General features: G+C 63.9%; 22 protein-coding genes. 9 read left to right on the top strand and 13 right to left on the bottom strand.

Annotated elements, in window-relative coordinates:
* Positions 1-11: 11 nt before the first annotated feature.
* Complete coding sequence (locus ACR9Y2_RS23785) at positions 12-503, top strand: DinB family protein (RefSeq protein ID WP_435044160.1); 492 nt, start codon at positions 12-14, stop codon at positions 501-503.
* Here ACR9Y2_RS23785 and ACR9Y2_RS23780 read toward each other — a convergent pair.
* From ACR9Y2_RS23780 to modB, 5 genes are read right to left on the bottom strand one after another with little or no spacing between them, the layout of a single operon-like run.
* Positions 500-1,231: a class I SAM-dependent methyltransferase gene (locus ACR9Y2_RS23780; protein WP_435044158.1), complete on the bottom strand. Its 732-nt coding sequence runs from the start codon at positions 1,229-1,231 to the stop codon at positions 500-502. The genes ACR9Y2_RS23785 and ACR9Y2_RS23780 overlap by 4 nt on opposite strands.
* A 2-nt stretch (positions 1,232-1,233) precedes the next feature.
* Positions 1,234-1,788 (bottom strand): thiamine phosphate synthase, encoded by a 555-nt coding sequence (locus ACR9Y2_RS23775; protein WP_435044157.1) that lies wholly within the window; start codon positions 1,786-1,788, stop codon positions 1,234-1,236.
* Entirely contained in the window at positions 1,748-2,356 is a 609-nt protein-coding gene (locus tag ACR9Y2_RS23770) for an FmdE family protein (RefSeq protein ID WP_435044155.1), read from the bottom strand. The genes ACR9Y2_RS23775 and ACR9Y2_RS23770 overlap by 41 nt, the downstream gene beginning before the upstream one ends.
* Positions 2,353-3,420, bottom strand: a complete 1,068-nt coding sequence (locus tag ACR9Y2_RS23765) for an ABC transporter ATP-binding protein (protein ID WP_435044154.1) — start codon at positions 3,418-3,420, stop codon at positions 2,353-2,355. The genes ACR9Y2_RS23770 and ACR9Y2_RS23765 overlap by 4 nt, the downstream gene beginning before the upstream one ends.
* Positions 3,417-4,094 (bottom strand): molybdate ABC transporter permease subunit, encoded by a 678-nt coding sequence (gene modB, locus ACR9Y2_RS23760; RefSeq protein WP_435044153.1) that lies wholly within the window; start codon positions 4,092-4,094, stop codon positions 3,417-3,419. The genes ACR9Y2_RS23765 and modB overlap by 4 nt, the downstream gene beginning before the upstream one ends.
* A gap of 60 nt (positions 4,095-4,154) precedes the next feature.
* On the opposite strand from modB, the gene ACR9Y2_RS23755 reads away from it, so the two are divergent.
* A complete protein-coding gene (locus ACR9Y2_RS23755) occupies positions 4,155-4,676 on the top strand; it encodes a hypothetical protein (protein ID WP_435044152.1) in 522 nt (173 codons plus the stop codon).
* Here ACR9Y2_RS23755 and ACR9Y2_RS23750 read toward each other — a convergent pair.
* Both ACR9Y2_RS23750 and ACR9Y2_RS23745 read right to left on the bottom strand, forming a co-directional pair.
* A complete protein-coding gene (locus tag ACR9Y2_RS23750; RefSeq protein ID WP_435044151.1) occupies positions 4,673-7,804 on the bottom strand; it encodes an efflux RND transporter permease subunit in 3,132 nt (1,043 codons plus the stop codon). The genes ACR9Y2_RS23755 and ACR9Y2_RS23750 overlap by 4 nt on opposite strands.
* Entirely contained in the window at positions 7,801-9,009 is a 1,209-nt protein-coding gene (locus ACR9Y2_RS23745) for an efflux RND transporter periplasmic adaptor subunit (protein WP_435044150.1), read from the bottom strand. The genes ACR9Y2_RS23750 and ACR9Y2_RS23745 overlap by 4 nt, the downstream gene beginning before the upstream one ends.
* Before the next feature lie 249 nt (positions 9,010-9,258).
* On the opposite strand from ACR9Y2_RS23745, the gene ACR9Y2_RS23740 reads away from it, so the two are divergent.
* Positions 9,259-12,102: a carboxypeptidase regulatory-like domain-containing protein gene (locus tag ACR9Y2_RS23740; protein WP_435044149.1), complete on the top strand. Its 2,844-nt coding sequence runs from the start codon at positions 9,259-9,261 to the stop codon at positions 12,100-12,102.
* A 46-nt stretch (positions 12,103-12,148) separates the two neighbouring features.
* On the opposite strand, the gene ACR9Y2_RS23735 is transcribed toward ACR9Y2_RS23740, so the two are convergent.
* The 3 genes from ACR9Y2_RS23735 to ACR9Y2_RS23725 form a co-directional block, all read right to left on the bottom strand.
* Entirely contained in the window at positions 12,149-13,351 is a 1,203-nt protein-coding gene (locus tag ACR9Y2_RS23735; protein WP_435044148.1) for a thiolase family protein, read from the bottom strand.
* A gap of 41 nt (positions 13,352-13,392) precedes the next feature.
* Entirely contained in the window at positions 13,393-14,289 is an 897-nt protein-coding gene (locus ACR9Y2_RS23730; protein WP_435044147.1) for an alpha/beta fold hydrolase, read from the bottom strand.
* 80 nt (positions 14,290-14,369) lie between these two features.
* A complete protein-coding gene (locus ACR9Y2_RS23725) occupies positions 14,370-15,122 on the bottom strand; it encodes an SDR family oxidoreductase (RefSeq protein WP_435044145.1) in 753 nt (250 codons plus the stop codon).
* Between the two features lie 104 nt (positions 15,123-15,226).
* On the opposite strand from ACR9Y2_RS23725, the gene ACR9Y2_RS23720 reads away from it, so the two are divergent.
* From ACR9Y2_RS23720 to ACR9Y2_RS23710, 3 genes are read left to right on the top strand one after another with little or no spacing between them, the layout of a single operon-like run.
* Positions 15,227-16,624: a sigma-54-dependent transcriptional regulator gene (locus ACR9Y2_RS23720; protein WP_435044143.1), complete on the top strand. Its 1,398-nt coding sequence runs from the start codon at positions 15,227-15,229 to the stop codon at positions 16,622-16,624.
* On the top strand, positions 16,621-18,414 hold the full coding sequence (locus ACR9Y2_RS23715) for a sensor histidine kinase (protein ID WP_435044142.1): 1,794 nt from the start codon (positions 16,621-16,623) through the stop codon (positions 18,412-18,414). Before ACR9Y2_RS23720 ends, ACR9Y2_RS23715 begins: the two co-directional genes overlap by 4 nt.
* Positions 18,415-18,425: 11 nt before the next feature.
* Positions 18,426-18,998, top strand: coding sequence for a hypothetical protein (locus ACR9Y2_RS23710; protein ID WP_435044141.1), 573 nt, complete (start codon positions 18,426-18,428; stop codon positions 18,996-18,998).
* Positions 18,999-19,191: 193 nt separating this feature from the next.
* On the opposite strand, the gene ACR9Y2_RS23705 is transcribed toward ACR9Y2_RS23710, so the two are convergent.
* Complete coding sequence (locus ACR9Y2_RS23705) at positions 19,192-20,160, bottom strand: hypothetical protein (protein WP_435044140.1); 969 nt, start codon at positions 20,158-20,160, stop codon at positions 19,192-19,194.
* A gap of 2 nt (positions 20,161-20,162) precedes the next feature.
* Positions 20,163-20,396 carry a hypothetical protein gene (locus ACR9Y2_RS23700; protein WP_435039233.1) on the bottom strand — a complete coding sequence of 78 codons (234 nt, stop codon included), beginning with the start codon at positions 20,394-20,396 and terminating at the stop codon, positions 20,163-20,165.
* Positions 20,397-21,094: 698 nt separating this feature from the next.
* Here ACR9Y2_RS23700 and ACR9Y2_RS23695 point away from each other — a divergent pair.
* The 3 genes from ACR9Y2_RS23695 to ACR9Y2_RS23685 are packed head-to-tail and all read left to right on the top strand — an operon-like array spanning position 21,095 to position 22,031.
* Positions 21,095-21,484, top strand: coding sequence for a helix-turn-helix domain-containing protein (locus tag ACR9Y2_RS23695; protein WP_435044138.1), 390 nt, complete (start codon positions 21,095-21,097; stop codon positions 21,482-21,484).
* A gap of 17 nt (positions 21,485-21,501) precedes the next feature.
* Entirely contained in the window at positions 21,502-21,762 is a 261-nt protein-coding gene (locus ACR9Y2_RS23690) for a hypothetical protein (protein WP_435044137.1), read from the top strand.
* Positions 21,759-22,031 carry a type II toxin-antitoxin system RelE family toxin gene (locus ACR9Y2_RS23685; RefSeq protein WP_435044136.1) on the top strand — a complete coding sequence of 91 codons (273 nt, stop codon included), beginning with the start codon at positions 21,759-21,761 and terminating at the stop codon, positions 22,029-22,031. The genes ACR9Y2_RS23690 and ACR9Y2_RS23685 overlap by 4 nt, the downstream gene beginning before the upstream one ends.
* Before the next feature lie 286 nt (positions 22,032-22,317).
* On the opposite strand, the gene ACR9Y2_RS23680 is transcribed toward ACR9Y2_RS23685, so the two are convergent.
* The gene (locus ACR9Y2_RS23680) at positions 22,318-24,945 is read right to left on the bottom strand and encodes a hypothetical protein (protein WP_435044135.1); all 2,628 of its coding nucleotides are present in this window, start codon (positions 24,943-24,945) and stop codon (positions 22,318-22,320) included.
* Between the last annotated feature and the right edge of the window lie 13 nt (positions 24,946-24,958).

The following is a 24,958-nucleotide window of genomic DNA, read 5'->3' as shown; positions in this document are numbered from 1 at the left end:
AGGCTGGACACTTGGTTTCCAAAGACACCCTGATCGCTCACATCGACTACGCCGCCTGGGCCTCCCGCCGCCTCGTCTCGGCCGTCGCCGAGCTTCCGGAAGACCAGCTCCACCACGACTTCGGTACCGCCGATAAAAGCGTCCTCGGCACCCTCACCCACCTCTACCGCGCCGACAGAATCTGGCTTTCCCGCATGCACCAGGCAGCCGACAAACTCGTCCTCAGCGACGCCGACTTCCAACTCAGCGTCCTGCGCGACGACTGGCCCGCCATCTACAACGGCTGGAACCATTGCCTCGCCGGCCTCAGCGACGAACAGATCCTGGAATCAATCAGTTACCTCGACCTCAAGGGCAACGCCTGGTCCACCCCCGTCTACCAGATCGTCCTCCACCTCGTGAACCACGGCACCCACCACCGCGGCCAGGTCTCCGGCTTCCTGCGCACCTTAGGCCAGAAGCCGCCGGTTCTCGATCTCATCGCCTACTACCGCAGCCTCTAATCCGCCCGCAGCCAGTACAGCCGGCACTCGTAAACTATCCGCACCAGTCCGTCTACCTGGTGCCGGTCGTACACCGCCCGCAGCCGCTCCACAAAGGCTTCGTCGCCCACAGGCACATACGACGCCGACAACAACCGCCCCTTCAACCCCGCCCAGTCCAGCACCTGCTCGTTCGGCGCCATCCAGCGCTCCACCGGCAGCGGTGCGAATACGGCCGCCACATTCACCGTCTCTTCCTTATCCGCCGAAAACTTCGCCGCATACTCCGCGCTGCTCTCCACCAGCAGCCGCTCCAGCTCCACCAGAAACTCACTGGCCGTCCGCTGCCGGATGTTCCACACAATCGCAATCAACCCGCCCGGCTTCACAATCCTCAGGAACTCCGCCCGAGCCGCCGGCAGGTCCACCCAGTGGAACGCCTGCGCGCACACCACCAGATCCGCACTGGCATCGGGCAAACCGGTAGCCTCTCCCGTACCCGCCCGCACGTCGAACCCCTGCCGCAGCGCCGCGTCTCGCATCGCCTCGTTCGGCTCAATCCCGATCACCTGGTAGCCATTCCGGACGAACAACTCCGTGGAGATCCCGGTCCCGCAAGCCACATCCACCACCTGCGCGCCCGCCGCCAGGCCCTCGCTCTCCAACTTCCGCACCAGCGCGTCCGGATACCCCGGCCGGTACTTCACATAGTTGTCGACTCTGTTGGAAAACCGCTCAGTAGGTTGCATAGTTATTGGAATAGCGTGATGCCCGCCACGCCGGCGGCGCCCGCCTCCACACACGAGGCAGCATTCTCCCACGTAATCCCACCCAGCGCGTACACCGGAATCTTCACTGCACCGGCCGCCTTCCGCAGCCCGTCCAGCCCCAGGCACGCCCGGTCGTCCTGCTTCGACAGCGGCCGGAACACCGGGCCAAACACCGCGAAATCCGCGCCGCCCGCCTCCGCCGCCGCCAATTCGTCCAAATCGTGACAGGATACGCCCATCAGGAATCCGGCCGGCAGAATCGGCCGCCACACCGCAGGCTCCATCGATCCGCCCGGCAGATGCACCCCGTGCGCTCCACAGGCCAAGGCCACATCCACCCGCGAATTCACCAGCACTCGTGCGTTCCGGCAGATCGACAGAACCTGCGCGACCAGTGCGCACAAGGCCCGCGTGTCCAGGTCTTTCTCCCGCACCTGGATCATCCCGACGCCCGCTGCGTCACTTCGCGCAATCGAAGCCAGCAGCGCGTCGAGACTACCCGCGCTCTTCCGGTCCGTGATCTGATAGCGGTTCATAGTAGCGCTGCCCCGCGCAGCCCCGGCACAAGGTGCGCCCATCCACCAATACTTCCCTCTGGAAGCTGATGCCTTCTCCGCACTCGGCGCACGCAACCGGCGGCCCCTTGAAGCCCGGCAGATCCTCCGGCCCGACGCGCACCTTCACCCATTGCACATCGAACAGCTCCGCCTCGCTCAGCTCGCGATAGGCCTTCATCTGCTGTTTATTCTTCTCAGTAATCTCCGGATAAAGCTCGGCCGCCCGCTGCTTGCTCGATTCCTTCGCCGCCAGCCGCACCGCGCGTCCCGTCTCCAAATCGCAGAAGGTCGCCGCCATCTTGCCGAAATCCAGGAACTTCAACGCCCGTTTGCCCAGCCGGCAACCCGTCACCACACTGATGGCATCCGTAGCGCAACGGTCGATCTCGACAAACGTCACCAGCCGCTTCCGCTGCGTCCCCGTCGGATCGTCGATGCCCAGCAGCGCCAGCCCGTGCACCGCCATCCGCAAGCCCAGGATCTGCCCCGCGCACAAATGGCCGTGAGCCACGGCGGCCAGTTCTTCGTATTCCGCTAGGGTCTTCATGATTTCAGTTGGCGCAGCGCACTGGGCGGAAACTCTACCACCCATTCGCCATTATGCGACTCACCGTCGAACGCCCGTTCCGGCATCTCCGCCACAATCCCGCCCGCAAACTCCAGCCGCACCGTCTGCGTCCGCCGGCTCTGCCGCAACAGCTTCATCAGGACGCCGGCTCCGCCAAAGGGCTTCACCCGCAGCATCTCGGCCCGCACCCCCAGCCGCAAATGCGCGCCCAGCAAGTGTCCGGGGAAGTAAGGACCCGCGATCTCGAACCCCGGCCCGCACCGCAGCCGGCTGCTCTTCGCCGCCGGATCCATCGCCACAATCTCGGCGTCAAACACGTTGAATCGCCCCAGCAGCCCCGCCACTTCTTCCGTAGCCGGATGGTCCAGAATCGCCGACGGAGCACCTGCCTGCACCACCCGTCCACCCTGGAACACGAACATCTCATCGCCTAACTGGAGCGCTTCGTCCAGATCGTGCGTCACCAGCAGCATCGGGATCCGGAACGACTTCCGCACCTCTTCCAGCACCCCGTAGAACTCTTCCCGCAGCACAAAGTCCAGGCCGCTCGAAGGCTCGTCCAGCAACAGCAGCCGCGGCTGCGACAACAGCACCCGCGCAATCGCACCCCGCTGCCTCTGTCCACCCGACAACGCCGCCGGCCGGCTGCCCGCCACTTCCGTCAGCCGGAACCGCTCCAGCATCTCGCTCACCTGCCGCCGCCGCTCCAACCGGTCCAACCGCTCCGCCGCAAACGCCAGGTTCTCCCGCAGCGTCATGTGCGGAAACAAAGCCGAATTCTGGATCACATATCCGCAGCGCCGTCTCTGTGGAGTCAACGACAGGCCGGCCGCCGCATCGAACAGCAGCACATCGTCCACCAGGATCCGGCCTTCATCCGGCCGCGCAAACCCGGCGATCGAATCCAGGGTGAGGGACTTCCCCGCCCCGCTGGGGCCAAACAGCACCGCCAGCCCCGACTGCGTCTTCACGTGTACATCCAACGTGAACGGAGCCGTCTCAGCCGAGCCCGCGAACTCCTTGCGAATCCGTGCGTCGATCAATGCGCCGCCTTCCCCACCGACACCCTGCCCAGCCGGTTCGCCAGCGTCAGGCTCACCAGCGCAGCCGCCGAGATCACCAGCACCAGCACCCGCGCTACATCGCCGCGCCCGCCCTCCACTGCGTCATAAATCGCGACGGAGATCGTCTGCGTCCGGCCCGGAATATTGCCCGCCACCATCATCGTGATGCCGAAGTCGCCCAGAGACCGTGCAAAGGCCAGCGCCGTCGCAGCTAGAATCTGATTCCACGCCAGAGGCAGCGACACCCGCCAGAACACCATCCACTCCGTAGCCCCCAGCGACCGCGCAGCTTTGCCATACCGCCGCGGCACACTCTCCAACGCAGCTGTAGAGAATTTAATGAGCAGCGGAGCCGAATGCAGCAGCGCCGCCACCACTGCCGCCTGCCAAGTGAATACGAGCGACTGCCCGAAGACCCACTCGTACAACCGGCCCAGCGGACTCTGCCGCCCCAGCACGATCAAAAGGTAGTAGCCCAATACGGTCGGAGGCAGCACCAGGGGCAGCGTCACGATCGCGTCCAGAATGTCCTTCCCCCGGTAATTCTTCGTCGTTTGCAGCCAGCCCAGCCACAATCCAGCCAGAAGGGCGACAATCGTGGACAACGCGGCAACGCGCAAACTCAACCACAGAGGAAACCAGTCGATCGCCATGCGGGATTTTCTATTATAGGACTCCAGCGCACCCCGTCAGTCGTTGTACATTGTTGAGGAGTGATTCGCGCGACAAAGAAGGATCTGGCCCGCTCCCGAGTCCTCCGGGATTCCCTCGGAGCGCTCGGCTATCCCGGCTTCGTCAACCTCTTCACCGAAATGGAAGCCGAGTTCGAACACGATCCGGCCGTAGTCCTAATTGCCGCGCTTTCCTGTGAAAATCTCGACGATCGCGTGGTCGAGGCGCTGCCCTGGCTCATCCTCCGTTACAACGATCTCGATTGGGAGTGGATCAAACGCGAAGCCCGCCAGCGCCAGGCCCAGAACCGCCTGGGCTTCATCGTCAGCCTCGCCCTGCGAGTGGGCGCCTCCACCTACGGCAACACCGAAAAGCTCCTGAAGCTCTCCGCCATCGAAGAGGACCTCTTCGAATACCGCCTCGACAAAGAGGACACGCTCTGCCGCAACCTCCCGCAAGGCGAAAGGCAGTGGATCCGCGAAGCCCGCTCCACCGAAGCCCGCCAGTGGAACCTCCTCACGGACCTGCGAGCCCAGGACCTCAGCTACAACGGCGATATTTAGTCCGCCGCCGCCCCAGCCAAACTCCCCGTAGCCACCGACCCCCGCCGCTGGAACCTCGTCTGCAACCCGGCCAGGTACGTATACACCACCGGGGTCAGATACAACGTCACCACCTGCGAGAACACCAGGCCGCCCACCACGCACAACCCCAACGGCCGCCGGGCCTCTCCGCCCGCCCCATACCCAAACGCAATCGGCAGGGCCCCCAGCAATGCCGCCATCGTCGTCATCATGATCGGCCGGAACCGCACCAGGCAGCCCTCGTAAATCGCCTCCAGCGGAGCCTTCCCGTGCTGCCGCTCCGCCTCCAACGCGAAGTCGATCTGCATAATCGCGTTCTTCTTCACAATGCCAATCAGCAGGATCAGCCCCACATACGAGTAAATGTTCAAGTCCAGCTTGAACAACCACAGCGTCAGCAGCGCCCCAAAGCCCGCCGAGGGCAACCCCGACAGAATCGTCAGCGGATGGATGAAGCTCTCATACAGCACGCCCAGCACGATGTACACCACCACCACCGCCAGCAGCAACAGGATCCCCAGGTTCTTCATCGACTTCTGAAACGCCTGCGCCGTCCCCTGGAATACCGTCGTGATCGTGGCCGGCAGATGTGTCCGCGACAGCTCTTCAATCTGGTCCACCGCATTGCCCAAAGCCATCCCGGGCCGCAGGTTGAACGACACCGTCACCGCCGGCAACTGCCCGTAGTGATTGATCGTCTGCGGACCCGCCGAAGGCTCCAGCCTGGCCAGCGAATCCAGCGGCACCAACTCGCCCTTGCCCGACTTCACATACAGCCGCGACATAAACGACGGATCCGACTGATACGCCCGGTCCACCTCCATCAGCACCCGGTACTGATTGTTCGGAGCATAGATCGTCGAGATCCACCGCGGCCCGTACGCATTGAACAGCGCGGTCTCAATCTGCTCCGGAGTCACATCAAACTTCGCCGCCCGGTCCCGCTCAATCCGCACCGTCATCTGCGGACTGCGAATCTGCAGGTCGCTCGTCACATCCATCAGCGCCGGCAGCTTCGCCACTTCCTTCTCGAACGCCTGGCTGCTCTTATATAGCTCATCGATATTCGTGCCCAGCAGCGTGAACTGATACAGGCTCTTCGACAACGTGCCGCCCACCCGGATCACCGGCGGATTCTGCAGGAACACCCGCATGCCTGTCATGTTGTTCAACCTCGGCCGGAACGATTCGATCAGTTCATCCGCGCTCAGCGGACGCTCGTGCCGCGGCTTCAGGTGCATGAACATACGCCCGAAGTTCGGTCCGCCCAGGCTGATGTTGGCGCTGCCGCCGCCCACGCTCGACATGAACGATTCCACATTGGGATCGTTCCGCACGATCTCGGCCAGCTTCTTCTGCGTCTCCATCATCTCCAGATGCGAAGCGCCCTGCGCCGCCTCGGTGATCGCCAGAATCTGGCTCGTGTCTTCACTCGGAATGAAGCCCTTCGGCACCTGCAGGAACAGCCAGCCCGTCGCGATCAGGATCACGAACGAGAACGCCAGCGTCAGCGCCCGCCGCCGCAGCGTCCACTGCAGCGTCACGTCATAGACATGCAGAATCCAGTCGAAAAACCGCTCGGTCGTCCGGTAGAACCAGCCCTCTTCCCCCCGCCCGTGCGCCCGCAGGAAACGGCTGCACAGCATCGGCGTCAGCGTCACCGACACCACGCCCGAGATCAGGATCGCCACCACGATCGTCACCGAGAACTCACGGAACAACCGGCCCAGGATGCCGCCCATAAACAGTAGCGGGATGAACACGGCCGCCAGCGAAATGGTCATCGACACGATGGTGAAGCCCACCTCGCGCGACCCTTTCAACGCCGCCTCCATCGGACCCTCACCCTCTTCCATGTGCCGCACGATGTTCTCGAGCATCACAATCGCATCGTCCACCACGAACCCGATCGCCAGGATCAGGGCCATCAGCGACAGGTTGTCCAGGCTATACCCGCACAGATACATCACCGAGAACGTGCCGATCAGCGAAAACGGCAGTGCCAGGCTCGGAATCACCGTGGCCGACAGCTTTCTCAGGAACAGGAAGATCACCATCACCACCAGCGCCAGCGTCAGCGCCATGGTGAACTGAATGTCCACAAACGACTCGCGAATCGTGTCGGACCGGTCGTAGAGCACGTCCAGCATCGCCGCCGGCGGCAACTGCGCACGGAACGACGGCAGCAACTCCCGCACGGAGTTCGCCACCTCCATCGCGTTCGTGCCCGGCTGCCTCTGCACCGCCAGCACAATCGCCCGGTTGCTCTTCTCGTGCGTGTTGAACCATGAGGCGATCTTGTCCTCTTCCACACTGTCGAAGACCGTCGCCAGCTCTTCCAGCCGCACCGGAGCGCCATTCTTATACGCCACCACCAGCGGCTTGTACGCCTCGGCCGACGTCAATTGGCCCGTCGCCTGCACCGTCAACATGCGGTCCGGCCCGTACAGCGTGCCCGTCGGCAGGTTCACGTTGTGCTTCCGGATGGCGGCTTCCACTTCGTCGATCCCGATGCCGCGCGAGTTCATCTCCCGCGGACTCACCTGCACCCGGACGGCGTACTTCTGCGACCCGAACACCTGCACCTGCGCCACGCCGCTCACCATCGAGATGCGCTGCGCCATCATCGTATCGGCGAACTCGTTCATCTGGTACAACGGCATCGACTTCGAGCTCAAGGCCAGGAAAATCACCGGCTGGTCCGCCGGATTCACTTTGCGGAACGTCGGCGGAGTCGGCATGCCCGCCGGCAGCAGCGGAGCCGCCTGCGCAATCGCCGCCTGCACGTCCTGCGCCGCTCCGTCCAATTCGCGGCTCAGGTCGAACTGCAGCGTCACGCTGGTCACGCCCAGCGAGTTCGACGACGTCATCGAATCCAAACCGGCAATGGTCGAGAACTGCCGCTCCAGCGGAGTCGCCACGGCCGACGCCATCGTCTCCGGATTCGCACCCGGCAAACTGGCGCCCACCATCAGGGTGGGAAAATCCACGTTCGGCAGGTCGCTCACCGGCAGCGCCTGGTAAGCCACGGAACCGAACAGCGCAATGGCCAGCATCAGCAGCGTCGTGGCGACAGGCCGGCGGATGAAGATCTCTGAGAAGTTCATGACAGCAGCCTCACTTTCGAGCCCGAGGTCAACCGCAACTGCCCTTCCGTCACCACCTTTTCGCCAGCTTCCACGCCGCTGTCCAGCGCCACCAGGTCCCCGCTGCGCGCGCCCACTTTCACTGTCCGCATCTCCACCGTACCGTCGTCCTTCATGACGTACACGAAGTCGCCGGACTGCCCCGTCTGCAGGCTCTTCGAAGGCACCACAATCGCGTTCGGCTTCTCGGCCAGCCGCAGCGTCACGTCCAGGATCTGCCCCGGCCAGAACTTCGCCGCGCTGTTCGCAAACTTGGCCTTTAGCTTGAGAGTGCCCGTGGTTTCATCGACCGTGTTCTCGATGAACGCCAGCGCGCCTTCCACCGGAGTCTCCTTCGAACCCTGCTCCGCCACCCTCACCAGCAGTTGGCCCGCGCCCATCTTCGACCGCAGGTTGCTCACATGCTTCTCGGCGATGGAGAACGTCACATACACCGGCTGAATCTGCCGGATCGTCACCAGTTCCACATCCGTCGCCTTCACCAGGTTCCCCTGCTTGACCAGAATGCTGCCTGTCCGCCCGTCAATCGGCGACTTGATGTTGCAGTACGCCAGGTCGAGCTTCGTGCGCTCCAGCGCCGCCTGGTCCGCCCGCAGCGTCGCACTCACGCTCTCCAGCGTCGCGACGTCCGCCCGCACCGCCTCCATCCGCGCCGACGCTTCGGTCCGCGTCTGCTCCGCCTGCTCCTTCGAGAACACGCCTTCCTTGGCCAGCTCTTCATAACGCTTGGCCTGCGCCTCGTAGTACTTCTGTTGCGCCTGGTCCTTGGCCAGCGTGGCCTCGGTCTGCTTCAGGATGGCCCGGTCCCGCGCCAGGCTCGCTTCCGCCTGCCGCATCGCCTGTTCAAAGGGACGGGTGTCGATCTGGAACAGCAACTGTCCAGTCCTCACCGCATCGCCCTCAGTGAAGTGGACTTTGTCCAACACCCCGCCCACCTGCGACTTCACCATGATGGTGCTGAAGGCCTCCACGCTGCCAATCGTCCGCAGCTCCACCGGCATGCTCTGCACCACAGCCGCCGACACCCGCACCGGCGCCGCCGGAGCCGAGGCCGCCGCCACCGGTGTCGCACTCTTCGCCGAGCACCCGGCCAGCGCCAATCCGGCTGCTCCCAAAATCAGATAGAGTCCGGCCCCAGGGCCGCAAGCGGTTAGTTTCCGTTGCATCCAAATGCCTCTCAATATGTCGTAGAACACTAGCCTGACGTTGCTGCCGCGTGACGGGGCGGCTCCCAGCGAAACGGCCAGGGCTGCGTGCTGCCTTCCCAGAGGAGCACTACACTGCCTGGCGAATCTGACCCGATAGTCATCTAATTTATCAGGCTATTGGACCCGCGCGTACGGTCGCCTGACTATTTACACTATCTCGATAGGAAATAGTGCAATCGTTTCTTCCCCTCGTGCATCTAAGCCTTCATGAAGATGCTTCATTGGCTCGCATTGTCTCTACTCCTGGCATTGGGCGCCAACTCCTGCTTCGGCCAGGCCGCCGCCATGAACGGCCAGATCGTCGGCACGGTCACTGACCCCGGCGGCTCCGTCGTCCCCAACGCCACCGTTAAGGCGGTCAACACCGGGACGGGCTTCAGCCAGTCCACTACCACCACCAGCAGCGGCCTCTACCGCTTCAACATCCTGCCGCTCGGGCTCTACGAGGTCACGGTCGACTCCGCCGGCTTCTCCACCGTCAAGCGCACCGGCATCGAGCTGAACGCCGGCGCCACGGTCACCGCCGACGTCTCCTTGGCGGTTAAAGGCGTCACCTCGGAGGTCGTCGTTACCGATGCCGCTCCGGTAGTTGACCCCAGCCGCACCGACCAGGGCAGCACCCTCAGCAGCAACGCCATCACCAACCTGCCGCTGCTCTCCCGCAATCCTTACAACTTCATCCTCCAGCAGCCCAACGTCAGCGGCCGCGGCAATACCGAGTTCGGCGTCCCGCGCAAGGTGAACGCCAACGGCTTCACCGGCCGCATCAACTACCAGCTCGACGGCAGCAACAACGTCCAGAGCGACCGCGCCGGCATCCGCCTGTTGCCCATCTCAGACACCTGGGTGCAGGAGATCCAACAGGTGAACAACGGCTTCTCGCCTGAGTTCGGCAACACCGTCGGGACGGTCTTCAATACGATCACCAAGTCCGGAGCCAACGACCTGCACGGCGAAGCCGGCTACATCTTCCGCCGCACGCCCTTCAGCGCCCGCCCCGCCCTGCTCGCCTACAACCGCCCCACCCCCGACGTGAATGTCGACGCGGGCTTCGCCGACGCCGGCGGCCGCCTGGTGCGCGACAAGGTCTTCTGGTTCGGCTCCTATGAGAAGGTGAAGCGCGATCTGCCCAACACCGTGTCCGCCACACCCACCGACATCGCGGCCCTGGGCCTGCCCGCTACCTTCGCCGACGCCATCCCGTTCAACCAGAACGTGACCTTCTTTATGGCCAAGGTCGACTACCAGCTCAACGCCTCCAATCGCCTGTCTATCCGCTACAACGGCCACCGCAACGACTCGCCGTATAACAACGGCGGCGGGCTGGTGCTGGTCGACCGCACCTACAACTTCGTCGACCGCTCGCACGGCGGCGCCGTCCAGTTGATCTCCATCATCTCCCCGCGGATGGTGAACGAGTTCCGCATGCAGATCCCCTACCGCGCCCAGCAGCAGAACCGCTTCGAGGCCACCGGCACCGGTCCCGCCATCACCATCCCCGGTGTCGCCAGCTTCGGTAACTCGCTGGACGTCGGCTTCAACTACGAGGAGACGACGCCCGAGTTCTCAGACAACTTCAGCCTCAACCTGGGCTCCCACTCTCTGAAGTTCGGCGCCAGCTACCGCGGCATCCGCGACACGCAGGTGCAGAGCACCAGCGCCAACTACACCTTCCCCAACATTGCCGCCTATCTCGCCGCCAAGGCCGGCACCACGCCCAAAGGCTACACGACCTTCGTCCAGACCCTCGGCGAGCCGTCCATCAAGTACAACTCCAGCTTCACCAGCGTCTATGGCCAGGACAGCTGGAAGCCGCGCGCCAATGTCACCATCATTTACGGCCTGCGCTACGACGTGTATTCGCCGCCTTCGGCCAACAGCAGCTCGCCTTACCCCACCTCGCAGAAGTTCAAGACCGACCGCAACAACTTCGCGCCGCGCCTGGGCATCGCCTGGGGTCTCGGCAAGACCGTGGTGCGCGCCAGCGGCGGCATCTTCTACGACCCCTTCCAGACCGACACCTACCGCAAGTCGATCCTGAACAACGGCACGCCCATCTTCTTCAACCTCAGTACCGGCCCCGGCACCGCCTACGCGCCGTCGTTCCCCACGGTCTTCAGCGGCATTCCGGCCGGCTTCACCCTGTCCCTGCAGGACATCACCACTGTGGCGTCCGACTTCTCCACGCTCTACTCGGCCAATGCCAATGTGAGCATCAGCCGCGAGCTGGCCAGCAACCTGGGCTTCACCGCCACCTATCTCTACACCCGCGGCAACCGCCTGCCCGTGTGGCGCAACATCAATCTCGGCCTCACTGGCCAGACCCTGGCCGACGGCCGCCCGATCTTCGGCGGAGCCCGGCCCAATGCCGCCTATGGCAACGTCCTCTCGGCCGAGTCGGTGGGCCAGTCCAGCTATAACGGCCTGAACCTCACCCTGAACCGCCGCCTGACGCACGGCCTCGAAGTCTTCGGGACCTATACCTGGTCCCATGCCATCGACGACGCGCCCGAGCAGAACAACATCGACAGCGGCGCCTTCCTGCTGTCGGATCCCACCAACCGCCGCCGCGACCGCGGCAATTCGCTCACCGATCGCCGCCACGCCTTCAATGCGAACGCGCTGTGGTCCCCCACCACCAGCGTCAGCAACAAGGCACTGAACTACCTGGCGAACAACAACCGCATTGCGCTGGCCGTGGTCATGCAGAAGGGCGAGCTGTTCAACATGGGCAGCAACCGCTCGCTGAACGGCGACACGTCCACCGCCGGTACTTACCAGCGCCCGCTGTTCATCGGCCGCAACACGCTGAACGCGCCCGCGACCTATGAATTCAACCTTCGCTACTCCCGCACCTTCGCCATTCGCGAGCACTGGAAGCCCGAGTTCTTCGCCGAGACGACCAACATCTTCAACCACACCAACGTCACCGGCATCAACAGCAACGCCACGGTGGATACGGCCGGCATCATCACGGCCCTGCCCAACCAAGCCTGGACTTCCGCTCTCGATCAGCGCCTGATCCAGTTCGGCCTCAAGCTGAACTTCTAAACGCAGCGCGGCCCCGGAGAGCCTGCTCCCCGGGGCCGCATCGATCCTAGACAGGCTTCAGGACGGTACAGACTGAAGCACAGATGGGCCCGCCGATGTTGAACGTGGCCGCCGCCCGCGCATTCCTCACCTGCAACTCCGCAGGGACCTTCCCCAGCAACTGCCAGGCACTCCAACCGATCATGGCGATGCCCGTGGCCCCAATCGGGTGCCCCTTGGCGATCAGCCCGCCGGAGGTGTTGATGCCGCAATCGCCGTCCGGACGCGCCTTGCCGTCCACCCAATACTGAGCGCCTTTGCCCGGCTCCGCCTTGCCGATCACTTCCGTCCCCAGCGCGCCCATCACCGTGAAGCAGTCGTGCACCTCAGCCACGTTCACATCGGCTGGAGTCAGGCCCGACATGGCATAGGCCGTGCTCATGGCCCGGCGGGCTCCGGCCGGCCGCAGCACATCCCGCCCCTCTTTCTTGAGAGGATCCGTCGCCTGGCCCCAGCCGGCGATCTCGACGCAATCGGCCTTGGCCACGCCCAACCGGGCGAGCCCTTCCTCGGTGGCGAGGATCAGCGCGGCGTAGCCGTCGGTGATCTGCGAACAGTCATAGGTCTTCAGCGGCAGGCCGTCCACCACGTAACGGTTGATGCCCTCGATCGCCATGGCCTGCGCCAAGGTGATCTGGACCTTGCTCATCTGCGCGTAGGGGTTGTACTTGGCGTTGGCGTACTCTTCGACGGCGATCTGGGCCAGGTGCTCCTCGGCCACGCCGTGCTCGGCCATGTAGCTCTGCATGACCTCGGCGAAGATGTGTGGAAAGACGAAGGTCTTGCCAGCCCGCTCATCCGGGTGGGAGAAGTAGCCCAGCACCTTGCCGATGAGCTTGCCGTCCATCTTGCCCTCGGCGTCGCGCATCTTCTCGTAGCCGACGGCGATGCCGGTCTCGCCCATGCCGAGTTGCAGCTTCTGGATGACGGAGAGCACCGCCTGGCCGCCGGAGGCGCAGGCGTTCTCGACGGCTTCCATGGGCTTGCTCTCCAGGCCGGGCACCATCGCCAGCAATCCCGAGAGCAGACCCTGCTCATTCAGGGAGAAGTTGCAGGCCGCGCCGACGGAGGCGACATCCAGGGCCGCGGCCTCGATCCTGATGGACTGGCAGGCGCCGGTCACCGCATGGGTGAGGATCTCAGGGACCGACTGCCCCAGCAGCTTCCCGAACTTGGATGTATGAAAGGCGGCAATATAGATCTTCTTCATGGCGTACCTTCATTGTCCCGCCAGGAAGGCCTGGTTTGCACTCAGGCTGTGCGGTCGAGCACCTTGGCCAGCACCCGGGCGAACTCCTCCGGCCGCTCCTGGTGCGGGACATGGCCGCACTTGGGGATGCGGGTCAAACGGGCCTGCGGCAGCTCGGCCTTGAGTTGCTCAGCAAACTCCACGGGCATGAGCTGGTCCGACTCGCCCCAGACCAGGTCCACTTCCACCGGGAACGCGCCCAGGTGGTTCTCGAGCACCACTTCCTTTGCATCGCGCTGCGCGGTGAGCACCCGCGCCAGCGGCCCGCTCACGCCGGCCCGAACCATGTCGTCGAGGAGGTAGTCGGCCATCCGTTCACTGCCTGGATCGCGCATGGCGTCCACGAGCTTGCGCGCCTCGACGCGATCCTGCGGCAGCAGGCGGACATCGGTCCGCAGGCCGCGCAACGGTCCGCCGTTCACGGCCACTACGCGCGACACCTGCCCCGGATTCTCGCCCGCATAGAGCATCGCCATCCAGGCGCTCATCGAGTGGCCCACCAGGATCACGCTACTGTAGGGCGCCAACACGGCTTTCAACCCGGCCAGCATGGTGGTCATCGGCAGCGGGCCCGCTGCCGGCTCACTTTCGCCATGCCCCGCCAGATCCGGCACCAACAGGTGATATTGCGACCGCGGAAACTCCGTCAGGGTCTTGGCCCAGATGCCGGCCTGATCGCCTTCGCCATGCAGCAGGACCACCACCTGGCCCCGGCCGGCCTGCCAGACCACCTGGGCGCCGGCCTCGGAGTCAACGCTCCGCTTCTGGAGGCCCGCCTGGCCCAGCGTCCAGCGGCTCATGATCCGCGCATACTTCGAAGGCTGTCGGCGCATGATCAGCGCGCCGATGACCACCACCAATCCGATGAATGAAAGAACTGTCGAAAGAAACTGAATCACGGCTCATTCCCCATGCCGGAACATTCCGGCACCGGCCTGATTGTAGCCCACGGCCGGCCGTGCCATCACTTACACACGAGCTACGTGCCCACCACCACGCCGCCATCCACCGAAAGCACCGTCCCCGTCACAAAGGACGCGGCCTCCGACGCCAGCCAGACATAGGCGTTCGCGATGTCTTCAGGCCGGCCCATGCGCCCGATGGGCGTGCGCCCGACCATGCCCTGCAGGATCTTCTCCGGCATCTGCTTCACCATCTCGGTGGCGATGAAGCCCGGCGCTACGGCGTTGACACGGATCTGGTACTTCCCGAGTTCGCGGGCCCAGGTCTTCGTCATGCCGATGACGCCGGCCTTCGTGGCGACGTAGTTGGTCTGGCCGAAGTTCCCATACAGGCCGACCACCGAGGAGGCGTTCAACACCACTCCTCCGCCGCCGGCGATCATGTGCGGGGCGACGGCCCGGGTGCAGAGGAACACGCCTTTCAGGTTGACGCCGACCACCGCGTCGAAGCTCTCTTCCGACATGAGGCCGGTGAGCGCGCCATCCTTATATTTCACCAACTGGGCATCGCGCAGGATTCCTGCGTTGTTGACCAGTACATGAATGCCGCCCCACTTTTCCACGATGATCTTCACCGCTTGTTCGACCGCGGCGGCGTCGGTGACGTTCACCTTCTGGAAGAGGCCGTCCCCGGAGGGCACCGCATCCGTCACGTCCCACCAGGCGACGCGGCAGCCTTCCTGCGTGAAGCGCTCCGCCGTCGCACGCCCAATGCCGGCGGCGGCGCCCGTCACAATCACCACTTTGCCCTGCAATCCCGTCTCGATCATTGAAGCCCTCCAGGCTTAGTCTACCCAGCGGGGCCACACTGCCGCCTACGACTGTGAATTCGTGCTTCCCCATCGCCCGTCCTTCCCCGATAATTAGAAAGCCTATGGATGAAGAGCGCCGCAAACGCGTCCTGATCGTCGATGACGAGGCCAATCAGCGATCCGCCGTCTCCCGCATGGTGGAGCGGTGGGGTTTCGCGATTGAGACCGCCGCCGACGGCCAGGAGGCACTGGACAAGATTCCGGTGTTCCAGCCGCACACCATTGTCACGGACATCATGATGCCGGGCATGGACGGGATGGAACTCCTTAAGCGGTTGAACGACGCCGGCGGTGCTCCGCCGGTGATTGTGTTGACGGCCTTTGGCAGCATGGACGCCGCGGTGACCACGGTGCACGAACTGGGGGCGTTCTGGTTCGTGGAGAAGCCCATCCGCCCGCGCGCCTTCCATGTCCTGCTGGACCGGGCCGTCTCGCACCACCGCCTGTATGAGGACAAGGAGCGGCTGGAACGCCAGTTGAGCAATCGCGGCGTCTTCGGCAAGCTGATCGGGTCCAGCGCCGCCATGCAGCAGGTGTTCTTCCTGCTGCGGCAGGCCGCCCCTTCGAGCGCCAATATCCTGATCCAAGGAGAAAGCGGCACCGGCAAGGAGCTGGTCGCGCGGCTGGTGCACGACCTGAGCCCGCGCGCCGGCGCTCCGTTTGTGGCGATGAACTGCGCCGCGCTGCCGGAGACTCTGATTGAGAGCGAACTGTTCGGCCACGAGAAGGGCTCGTTCACCGGAGCGCTGACCGCCCGCCAGGGCTGTTTCGAACTGGCCAATCACGGCACGCTGCTGCTGGACGAGATCGGCGAGATGCCGCTGGCGCTGCAATCGAAGCTGCTGCGCGTGCTGGAAGACCACCGCATCCGCCGGGTGGGCGCCGAGCGCGAAATCCAATTGGACGTGCGAGTGCTGGCGGCCACAAACCGGGACCTCGGCGCGATGGCCAAGGAAGGCAAGTTCCGCGAGGATCTCTACTACCGCCTCACGGTGCTGCCTGTTCCCCTGCCCCCCCTGCGCGACCGCCTGGAAGACATCCCCGACATCAGCGAAGCGATGCTGGGCGACCTGAACCCGAAGCATGGGACGCGTATTGCCGGAATCCAGCCGGCCGCGATGCAGGCTCTGATGCGCTACAACTGGCCGGGCAACGTACGCGAGCTCCGCAACGTGATTGAGCGGGCGTGCGTGCTGGCGGCCGAAGGCGACATCCGGCTGGAGCACCTGCCAGCCCAGATCGCGGGCTCCAGCGGCGAGGTCGCACGCCGTTCGCTGGGCCCCATTCCGTCGGTGACGTTCCAAGTGGGTGCGACCCTGGAACGAGCCGAACGCGACATCATCGAACTGACGCTGATGCACACCAAGAACAACCGGACACGGGCCGCGGAGATTCTCGGCATCAATCAGAAGACGCTTTACAACAAGTTAAAGGAGTACGGCGAGGAGCCTGGCGAATGATCTCGCTGAAGGCCAAGATCCTGATCCTCACCACCGCGCTGGTTTCCGCCCTGGTCGCGGCGCTGTCCATCCTGCTGCTGAACAACCTGATCGAATCGAATCTCCAGAATTCGCTGCGGCTGACCGAGATGGCGGCGCAGCAGACGAAAGAGCTGTTGCTGCTGCGGCTGGAGGAGTCGTGGAAGGCCGGGGCGTCGGACCGCGCGTTGTGGAGCAACGCCATTGCGACGGACCCGCGCCTGGCTGCTTTCCTGAAGAACAGTGTGGCCCAGGCGCCAGCGCTGGTGGAGATTTCGATCGCCGGCGCCGACGACCACATCCTGATTTCCTCGATCCACTCGGACGCCGGCAGGATCCTGCCGCGACGGCCCACGCTGCGTGAGTTGCTCGCGTTGGGTCCAATTGACCGCCTGGATCGAGTCTTCGATCGTGGACCGGATTACGAGTTGCGGATCCCCATCGGGCTGCTGAACGAGCCCGGCACTATTTTCACGATCCAGGTGCTGGTTTCGACTGTCCTGATCCGGGACGCGCTGCAGCCGGGGCTGCGGTGGATTGGCCTGGCCAGCCTGATCACGCTGGGGGTTTCCCTGTTCCTGGTGACTTTGCTGGGCGGCTATGTCTCGCACAACCTGAATCTGATTGCGCACGACATCGACCTGATCCGCCAGGGCCAGCAGCCGGCGATCCTGCCCACGCGGGGGGCATCGCCGGAATTCGCCGCCGTGCAGTCAAAGCTGAGCCTGCTGGGCGCCGAGGTTCGCGATACGGCGCGGACCGCGGCCGACTTCCGGGCCCGGGTGGCGAATGTATTGGAACGGCTGGAAGAGGGCATTCTGCTGTTCGATGCGACGCAGAGGCTGGTTTTGAGCGGCGGCGCGGCGGAGTCGTTGCTGGGGCTGTCGCCCGACAAGCTGGACCTGGAGGCGACACCGCTGGGCCCGCTGGTGCGATCGGCGATTCAGGACCGTCGGAGCCTGCCGGAGCGGCTGGTGGAATGGCCAGGCCATATCGCGCATCCGCACCTGCTGGTCACACTCGACTATTTCTCGGACGGCCGCGTGCTGGTGCATCTGCGCGATCCGGAGGCGCGGCAGCAGATCGAATCGCAGATGGAGCTGCTATCGCGACTGGACGCGATCAACCGGCTGACGGGCGGGGTGGCCCACGAGATCAAGAATCCGCTGAACTCGATTGCCGCGCGGATTGCGCTGCTGGAGTCCATCGTAGGTGAGGAGTCGGCTGAAGCCGAGGAGGAGATCCGGGTGATCGGCGAAGAGGTCCAGAGGTTGGACCGGGTGGTGCGGACGTTTCTGGAGTTCACACGGCCTGTCGAACTGGCGCATGCCGAACTGGACATTGTGAACCTGGCCAGGGAAGTCACGGGGTTCATCCAGGCCGATGCGGAACGGCGGAAGGTGGAGGTGCGCTGCTCGTCGAATCCGGACCACATTCCCGTGCGGGGAGACGCCGATCTGCTGCGGCAGGCGCTGATGAACCTGGCGGTGAATGCGATCGAAGCCATGCCGGAGGGCGGAATCCTCAGCTTGGCCCTGGATCAGGGGCCGCGCGACGTCCGCATCACGGTGTCGGATACGGGTCCCGGCATCCCGCGGGAACAACGGGAGAAGATCTTCCAGCTTTACTACACGACGAAGACGGGCGGTTCGGGCTATGGGTTGGCCATGGTCTACCGCGCTGTCCAGCTTCATGGCGGTAGGATTGAAGTGGACAGCGAACCCGGCCACGGTGCGCGCTTTACGATCATTTTGCCCGCATTCGCCAATTGATCCAAATGCACATGACGAAGCCAGTTACCGCACAATCCGCTCTCGCCCTGCTGCTGATGCTTTCCTCCGCCGGCTGCAGTTGGTTTGGGCGCAAACCGAAGGCGCCGGCCACCCCGCCGCAACCCCATCCGGTAGCGACTGCGCCGCCGGTGGTGACGCCGGAACCGGAGCCACCACCGCCCCAACCGCAAGTGCAACCCGAGCCGCCCCAACCAGTGGTGGCTCCGCCGCAGCCACAGCCGCAGCCGGCACCCGTCCAGCCAAAACCCAAACCAGTGGTGACGACGCCGAAACCGCCAACCCCGGCACCGGCACCGGCTCCGCCGGCGTTCGGACAGATCCTGACGCCCCAGCAGCAGACTGAGTTGCGGACGACCTATCAGCAGAGTGCGCAGTCGGCCCGCCAGGTACTGACGCAGCTGAAGGGCCGAGCCCTGTCGAGGGAGCAGGCGGAATCAGCGAACCGGATCCGCTCATTCCTGAGCCAGGCGGACGAAGCACAGGCGAAGGACCCGGCGACGGCCGCCCAACTGGCGCAGCGGGCGCAGATTCTGGCTCGCGATCTGATGTCATCGCTGCGGTAGGTGCGCCAATACGAGCCACGGATCTCCGGCCTGGCCAAATGGGTTCGTTCCCTCAAGTTGCGGGGTGGGCTCCGTCCAGGCATGCAGTGAATGCGATTTGAATGTCAAAGAGCATGCCCGGCTGTCCGGGGCTGATTTCCAAGCAAGTTCCTGAGGCCGGACCGACGGAGTGGGGCCGAGTGGGTTTGATTCGTCAGCCTGTGCGGCAGGGCGGGCCGTGGATTGGCGGTGAAGTGGAAGAAGAGGATGCGGCCGGGGCTCCGGACGGGGGTTCCGCATCAGATGTGGGGCGGACGGAGGGGGCCGCCGGTGGCGGCACTGGGGTGGATTGGCTTCGTTCTGCGACATTGCGATCAGGGGCGAGGGCCCCGGTTCGCGGGGTGGTTGTGATAGGTACGGCGGGCTGCGGAGCCGTGGCTTCGTTTTGCGGCTGCGGCGCGGCGGGGCAGCGGAGATAGAGGCGATAGCGGCCGCGGATGGGGTGGACGACGGGGGGTTTGGGGGGCTGCGGCGGTTTTGGGGGTTGAGGCGCTCCGACGCGGCCGCCGAGCAGGCCGGAGAGGCCAGCGTACCTCCAGCCGTCGTCGTTGAAGGAGATGGGGAGAGTGCTTTCGGGGCCGAGAGCGGCGGGTGTCATTTCGGAGAACACGGAGCCTCCGCCGGCGCCGGCGGCCATGGTCTTGGGGACTTCGGCTTCGATTCCCGCAGACTGCGCGGCGAGGGTGGCCAGGGAGCGTTCCACCAAATTGATGCGATGGGTGATCCAGCGCTGGTAGGTCTCGAGGCCTTTGGCGGCGGCGAGCTGCTGGGCGAGCCAGACGGAAGCCGCTTCGAGACTGCCATCGGTTTCGGCGCAGGCGACGTCGAAGAGGGTGCGTTCGAGGGCGGCCCAGCGGAGTTCGTGAGCCTGGAGCATGCAGCGGTTGATGAGCAGCAGGCGGGCGCGGGTGTCGCGGCAGGCTTCGGTGCGACGGAGAGCGTCGAGGAACCATGGGCCGGCGAAGTGGGCCGGCAGCTCGAAGGTGAACGGGCAAGGCGGGGTCTTGCGGGCGTTCTGGGAAGAGGCGCGTTTGCCGGCTTCGGTGCGGGGTCCGGTGGATTTGCGAGCATTGGCGCGGTTGGCGGCAAGGCGGTGGGGGGCGAGGGCGGCGCTGGCTGACATGGTTAGCGGTCCTTCCTTGGGGACGCAGTGGCGGTGACGAAGTGCTCGTGGAGAGAGCCGCGTTGAACGCCGTCAGAGATGGCATGGCATAGCTCCTGGAAGCGCACGGGGGCCTCGTAGGAGGCAACCCCCGCCGTTTCGGCAGGGTGCAGGTCCAAGTTGGCATCCGTTTGCCGGATGCGGCGAGCGAGGGCGGCAGCGGCCCTTGCATCGTTCGTCGTCACATCGATCCTCATCAATCACGCTCCGGGGACATCATAAGGGAGGGCTGCCAAATGCTGGCTTGGGGTGAGGCGGTTAACTCTTTGAAAGTAAATAGGGATAGATTATTTTCTCGAGATGTGACCGCTTTTTGTTCGCCTGGGTAGAGGGGCGAGCGCCTGAGGAGCGAGCGCAGGGCTTGGCCGTGGGGGTTCGGGTGCGTGCGCCCCGCTGGAGATTCGGCGTGAGGGAAGGTGAATGTCCGGGAAATAGATGGAGTATCTGCTCTTGGTGAGAGGTGGCCTCTCGTCTACCCGGCAGGCCGAGGATTGACTCCATCGCGGCGGAATTGAAGGGAGACACTGGGCCGTTGGCCTCGATTGGCGATCTGTCCCCATTCCCAGGCTTGGCCAGATCGGCTTGAGGGGCGTGCTCGCACGATTACACGGAGCGGCCGACTCTGGTCAACCATTGAGTGACAAGATATATTCCGAGAGACTCAATGCGCAACGATCCGCTGTCAGGGCGATGGTGGGGAGTGATCCGGCTCCGTCAAGGGGCGCGGAGGTGCTGAGAGCTAGAGGGTAAAGTACCGGAGCGCGTTGTCAGGGAAAGGATGGAAATAGAGCCAGAGGAACAAGCTGGTGGACCCTTTCCAAAATGACTTTGTTGTCATAGTATATGATGACACTGTAGACAATTTCATGCAGGACACCCGCAAGGTGGTTTTACGATGAACCAGGTTCAGCGTTTTCCGCCCGACAGGAATATGGCGGACTTTCACCAAAGGCTCAGGCAACTCCGCACGGCTCGCAAGATCACCCAGACGCGCGTGGCCGAACTGCTTGGCGTCAGCCCCCGCGTTTACACCCGCTGGGAAAACGGCGATGCCACGCCGCTGTTTGCCACTGTTGTCAGAATCGCTGACATCCTCGATGTCAGTCTCGACGAACTGGCCGGAAGGAAAGAGACCAACGGCGATGTTCACATCCACAACCCGGAGTTGCACCGCCTGTACAAAAAGGTCGATCAACTTTCGGATGAGGATCAGAAGGCGCTCTTGATCGTGCTCGACAGCCTGGTGAAGCGCTCCAAAGTCGGCCGCGTGTTGGCCGAACTTTAACGGCCAAGGAAGAAACCATGGAACCGAACCTCAATCAGGAACGCAGGCAGGCCCACGCCTTGCTGGACATGCTGCCGGCAGAGAAACTCAGCGCTGTGCGGAGTCTGCTGGAAGTGTTGGTGGAACCATTGGCGCGCTCGTTGGCCCTAGCCCCGGTTGAAGACGAAGATGTCACTCCGGAGACGGCCGCGGCGCTGGATCGTGCCCGTGCATCACTCGACCGCGGTGAGGGCATCCCGCACGAAGAGATCCTGCGCGAGTTCGGGTTGAATCAGTGAGCGAGGGCAAGGCCCCGGAGCGCATCTCAGTCATCTGGTCCCCGGAAGCTCGCGCCGGTCTGCGGACCGTCTACCGCGCAATCGCCCTGCAGATTCTCCACTGCATCGATCGCTACTTGGCAAGTCGCAATGGCGACGTGAAGAAGCTCAAGCCGCCGCTGGCTGGTTTCCGGCTTCGCTGTGGCGACTACCGGGGATTCTTCGAACTCAAGGATGAAACCGTCATCGAGATTACCGGCGTCCGCAACCGACGGGAAGCCTACCGTTGAACGAACTGGATTGTGCGAGCCCCGAGGCAGGGACAGACTGGCGGGCAGGAGCTACGCGCACGCGTCCGGTCACCCGGCTGCCTCGCAGACTGCAGCTCTCCGGGACGCTCCTCCCTCCTGATTGGTGGCTCGTCCCAGTGGCGATTTTCGTCGATTGAAGGCGTACTTCGGAGTAGTTCCCGGACAGGGGGTGGGGCCGTTGGAACCCAGTGAATCATGAGATTCCAGTGCGTTGCGGGTGGGGGAGAACACCCGTGGGGGCGCCGCGACGCCCCCACGCCGGCTGCTAGGGCACCTGGAAAGTCCCTACAAGCTGGAAGCCGGAATCCATCTTGAGCGCGTCCATCGAGCGCATATACAACTTCTTTGGACCCTGCATCGGAGGCCTCAGACCCAGCAAGAGCGAGAGCCCAAAACTCGATGTCGAATTCCCGGCCGGGCCGGATTGGCTCGTGTCCACGTTACAAGCCGAGCTTTGGAGGAGATTCGAGTTGTTCCCGGGTTTCACCGGACCGAGGAAGAAGCCAACATCGGAGGAGTACATCCAAAGTTCCTGGCCCGCCCGGTCGTAGTGGACGAAGCAGAAAGGCTGACCGCCGCCAGTCGGATCGGCCGCGATGAGAAACTGGGTCCAGCCTACCGGCGCGGTGCTGAGATAGGAATGCTGGCCGATCGAACTGCTCAGTTGAAAGTACTGATATGGTCCCAGGGCGCTGGTTCGCGTGGCGGACATGGACGGAGGTGGCGCTGGTTGCTGAGTCCAGGTCCCCTGCTGAACCCAGCCTGTGTCTACCCCCGCTTCGTCCATGGCACGCAGGTAGATGTTCCTGGCACCAGCGGTCTTGAAAAGCAGTTGTGCGGACACGGACAACCGCGGTCCATTCACGTTAGGCGAGTTTTGGTAGGAACTCGTATCCAAGAAGCAGGATGAGCCCTGCAGGTCGGCTGAGGGGGTGCCTGCCGTCACCGGGCCGTGGAAGAAGCCATCCACGTCGGAGTACAGCCAGTAAGACATTGCATGTGCGTCAAAGTGGACAAAGCAGAAGGGCTGCCCGCCGCCGTCCGGGGCGGTAGCCAGCAACAGTTCCACCCACTTGAGGCTCTGGAATCCCTGCGAACCTTCGTAAGTGGCCGTGAGAAGAGCTTCGCTTCCGCTGCCCGAGGCCGGCGAGACGCCCACCGTAGAAGAGACCGGCCCGGCCTTCAGGAAGGTCGCGGTGATACTCCGCGGCTTCGTCATCCTCAGGAGCTGGTAACCGTACGGGCCAATCAGGTCGCCAGAGAAGGCAGTGAAGCTGTAAAGCGGACCAGGAACGGCAGAGACCTTCAAATCCGTAAAGGGGGCGGGGTCGTAATAACCATCCGGCGAAGCGGGCTCCACGGACACCGTACCTCCACCAGCGGGGACTACTTTTATGTCCAGCAGGTACTGCAGCTTGTACGCCGCCACGTACGTGGTGGGCGACGGCGGCACAGTGATGGTGTGCGTCAGCGCACCGCCATCGCTCCAACCGGTGGCCGCGTACCGGACGCCGGCCTCTCGTGGAATCGCCGCGGCCACGCTGATCGTGTGGGTGCTGCCTGGTGTCCAGGGAAAGGACTTTGGGGAAGTAAAGGTCTGTCCGTCCACGGTAACCGGAAGAAACGCCGGGGATGTCGTGACCAGATACTGCGTGGCGGGACACATATTGAGGGTTGTCAGGAGTGGCAGCGTAGTTGGGATGTCGGCAAAGCGCGGAATCCAAGCCGTTTCACTGGCCGATGTTTCGCTGGAAACTGGAGCCAGACGAAGGCTGACGCTGGTTGTCCCCAAACCTACTGCATTGCCGGGGAAGGAGATCCAAACGGGAAAGTCGAAATCGTTCTGAATCCAGGCTGTGGCCTGCGTCACCTCCCACACCACTGAGGCCGTCCCCTTGTTGATGGCTACAGCGGCCACGGGAATTCCATCCAGCGTTTCGGTTGCGGGCACTGGAGCAAAAGCCCCCTCGGCGGCCATTGTCAGCCGCGCCTGCAGCGCGGGATTCGAACTTGGTGACGGCACACCATTGGCGTATGTCACGCCCACAGTGGAGACATAGATTGCCGCGCCGGCAGGAAGTCCTGTGAACGTCGCCTGCAGGCGGGTGCCGGAATCGGCCAGTCCGGCTTTATTGAGGTGGTTGGCCTGCGGAAAAAGGGGATTGTAGAACCCGGATTCCGTGTAGTAGAGCGTGCCGGGCACCGCCTGCGAGCTCGGCGCGCCGGGCGCCGCGGTCAACGGGTCGTAGGTCCAGTTCGGCGGCAGCAGCGAAAGCCCCAGAAAGTCGGAAAACCGCAGGGTGGCAAAGCGTTTTTTGGTCACGGTGGTGCAATTGGGCACCTCAATGCCGTTGTTGGCGGTGGACAGGGCATTGCCCGCGGCGTCGCGCACCTGCATCTGATGTAGTGAATAAGAATAACCAACGACCAGTCCGTTTGCGTTCTGCAGTGCGAGGCCGGACGCCGTGACATTGGCCATCACGGGATTTGGTCGCTCCGAGCCGGAGGGCCACTGCGAGGAGACATTCAGCCGCGGATTCACAATCCGGAACGTTCGCTGTGTGAAATCTCCGGGAGGATCCACAGGAATCCCGTAGAATGCAATCGCATTAGGCGCCAGAACCTTCCCCTGGAAGACATTCGGGCCCTTCCCGCCGCCGGTCCATCCGCACAGGCTGACATCGGTCGCACAGGGCGACTGCGCTTGGGGAGGGGGATCGTCGACCAGGAGCAGGGAGTCCAGCAGATCGCCCGTTTTGCGGCCGGTATGATTCAGCTCGAAGTAGACCAGGAAATCCCTGGTGGGCACCGCTTGTCCGGCCGGCGTGGGTGTGCCGCCGGAGCAACTGATCACGATATCGCTCACCCGGGCGGTGATCTCGGTGTCGCGCAAGTTACGGTTTGCG

The sequence above is a fragment of the Paludibaculum fermentans genome (assembly GCF_051172195.1).
GTDB lineage: Bacteria > Acidobacteriota > Terriglobia > Bryobacterales > Bryobacteraceae > Paludibaculum > Paludibaculum fermentans_A.
The sequence above is the reverse complement of the archived record's forward strand: the minus strand, read 5'-3'. Positions and strand labels throughout refer to the sequence as shown.

What these genes read in the sequence shown, in the direction of transcription:
- ACR9Y2_RS23770 (WP_435044155.1), bottom strand. Translation starts at nt 2,356, where the DNA reads ATGAAGACCCTAGCGGAATACGAAGAACTGGCCGCCGTGGCTCACGGC.
- ACR9Y2_RS23750 (WP_435044151.1), bottom strand. Translation starts at nt 7,804, where the DNA reads ATGAACTTCTCAGAGATCTTCATCCGCCGGCCTGTCGCCACGACGCTG.
- ACR9Y2_RS23710 (WP_435044141.1), top strand. Translation starts at nt 18,426, where the DNA reads ATGACGAAGCCAGTTACCGCACAATCCGCTCTCGCCCTGCTGCTGATG.
- ACR9Y2_RS23700 (WP_435039233.1), bottom strand. Translation starts at nt 20,396, where the DNA reads ATGAGGATCGATGTGACGACGAACGATGCAAGGGCCGCTGCCGCCCTC.
- modB (WP_435044153.1), bottom strand. Translation starts at nt 4,094, where the DNA reads ATGGCGATCGACTGGTTTCCTCTGTGGTTGAGTTTGCGCGTTGCCGCG.
- ACR9Y2_RS23720 (WP_435044143.1), top strand. Translation starts at nt 15,227, where the DNA reads ATGGATGAAGAGCGCCGCAAACGCGTCCTGATCGTCGATGACGAGGCC.
- ACR9Y2_RS23780 (WP_435044158.1), bottom strand. Translation starts at nt 1,231, where the DNA reads ATGCAACCTACTGAGCGGTTTTCCAACAGAGTCGACAACTATGTGAAG.
- ACR9Y2_RS23725 (WP_435044145.1), bottom strand. Translation starts at nt 15,122, where the DNA reads ATGATCGAGACGGGATTGCAGGGCAAAGTGGTGATTGTGACGGGCGCC.
- ACR9Y2_RS23735 (WP_435044148.1), bottom strand. Translation starts at nt 13,351, where the DNA reads ATGAAGAAGATCTATATTGCCGCCTTTCATACATCCAAGTTCGGGAAG.
- ACR9Y2_RS23690 (WP_435044137.1), top strand. Translation starts at nt 21,502, where the DNA reads ATGGAACCGAACCTCAATCAGGAACGCAGGCAGGCCCACGCCTTGCTG.
- ACR9Y2_RS23740 (WP_435044149.1), top strand. Translation starts at nt 9,259, where the DNA reads ATGAAGATGCTTCATTGGCTCGCATTGTCTCTACTCCTGGCATTGGGC.
- ACR9Y2_RS23695 (WP_435044138.1), top strand. Translation starts at nt 21,095, where the DNA reads ATGAACCAGGTTCAGCGTTTTCCGCCCGACAGGAATATGGCGGACTTT.
- ACR9Y2_RS23775 (WP_435044157.1), bottom strand. Translation starts at nt 1,788, where the DNA reads ATGAACCGCTATCAGATCACGGACCGGAAGAGCGCGGGTAGTCTCGAC.
- ACR9Y2_RS23715 (WP_435044142.1), top strand. Translation starts at nt 16,621, where the DNA reads ATGATCTCGCTGAAGGCCAAGATCCTGATCCTCACCACCGCGCTGGTT.
- ACR9Y2_RS23705 (WP_435044140.1), bottom strand. Translation starts at nt 20,160, where the DNA reads ATGTCAGCCAGCGCCGCCCTCGCCCCCCACCGCCTTGCCGCCAACCGC.
- ACR9Y2_RS23745 (WP_435044150.1), bottom strand. Translation starts at nt 9,009, where the DNA reads ATGCAACGGAAACTAACCGCTTGCGGCCCTGGGGCCGGACTCTATCTG.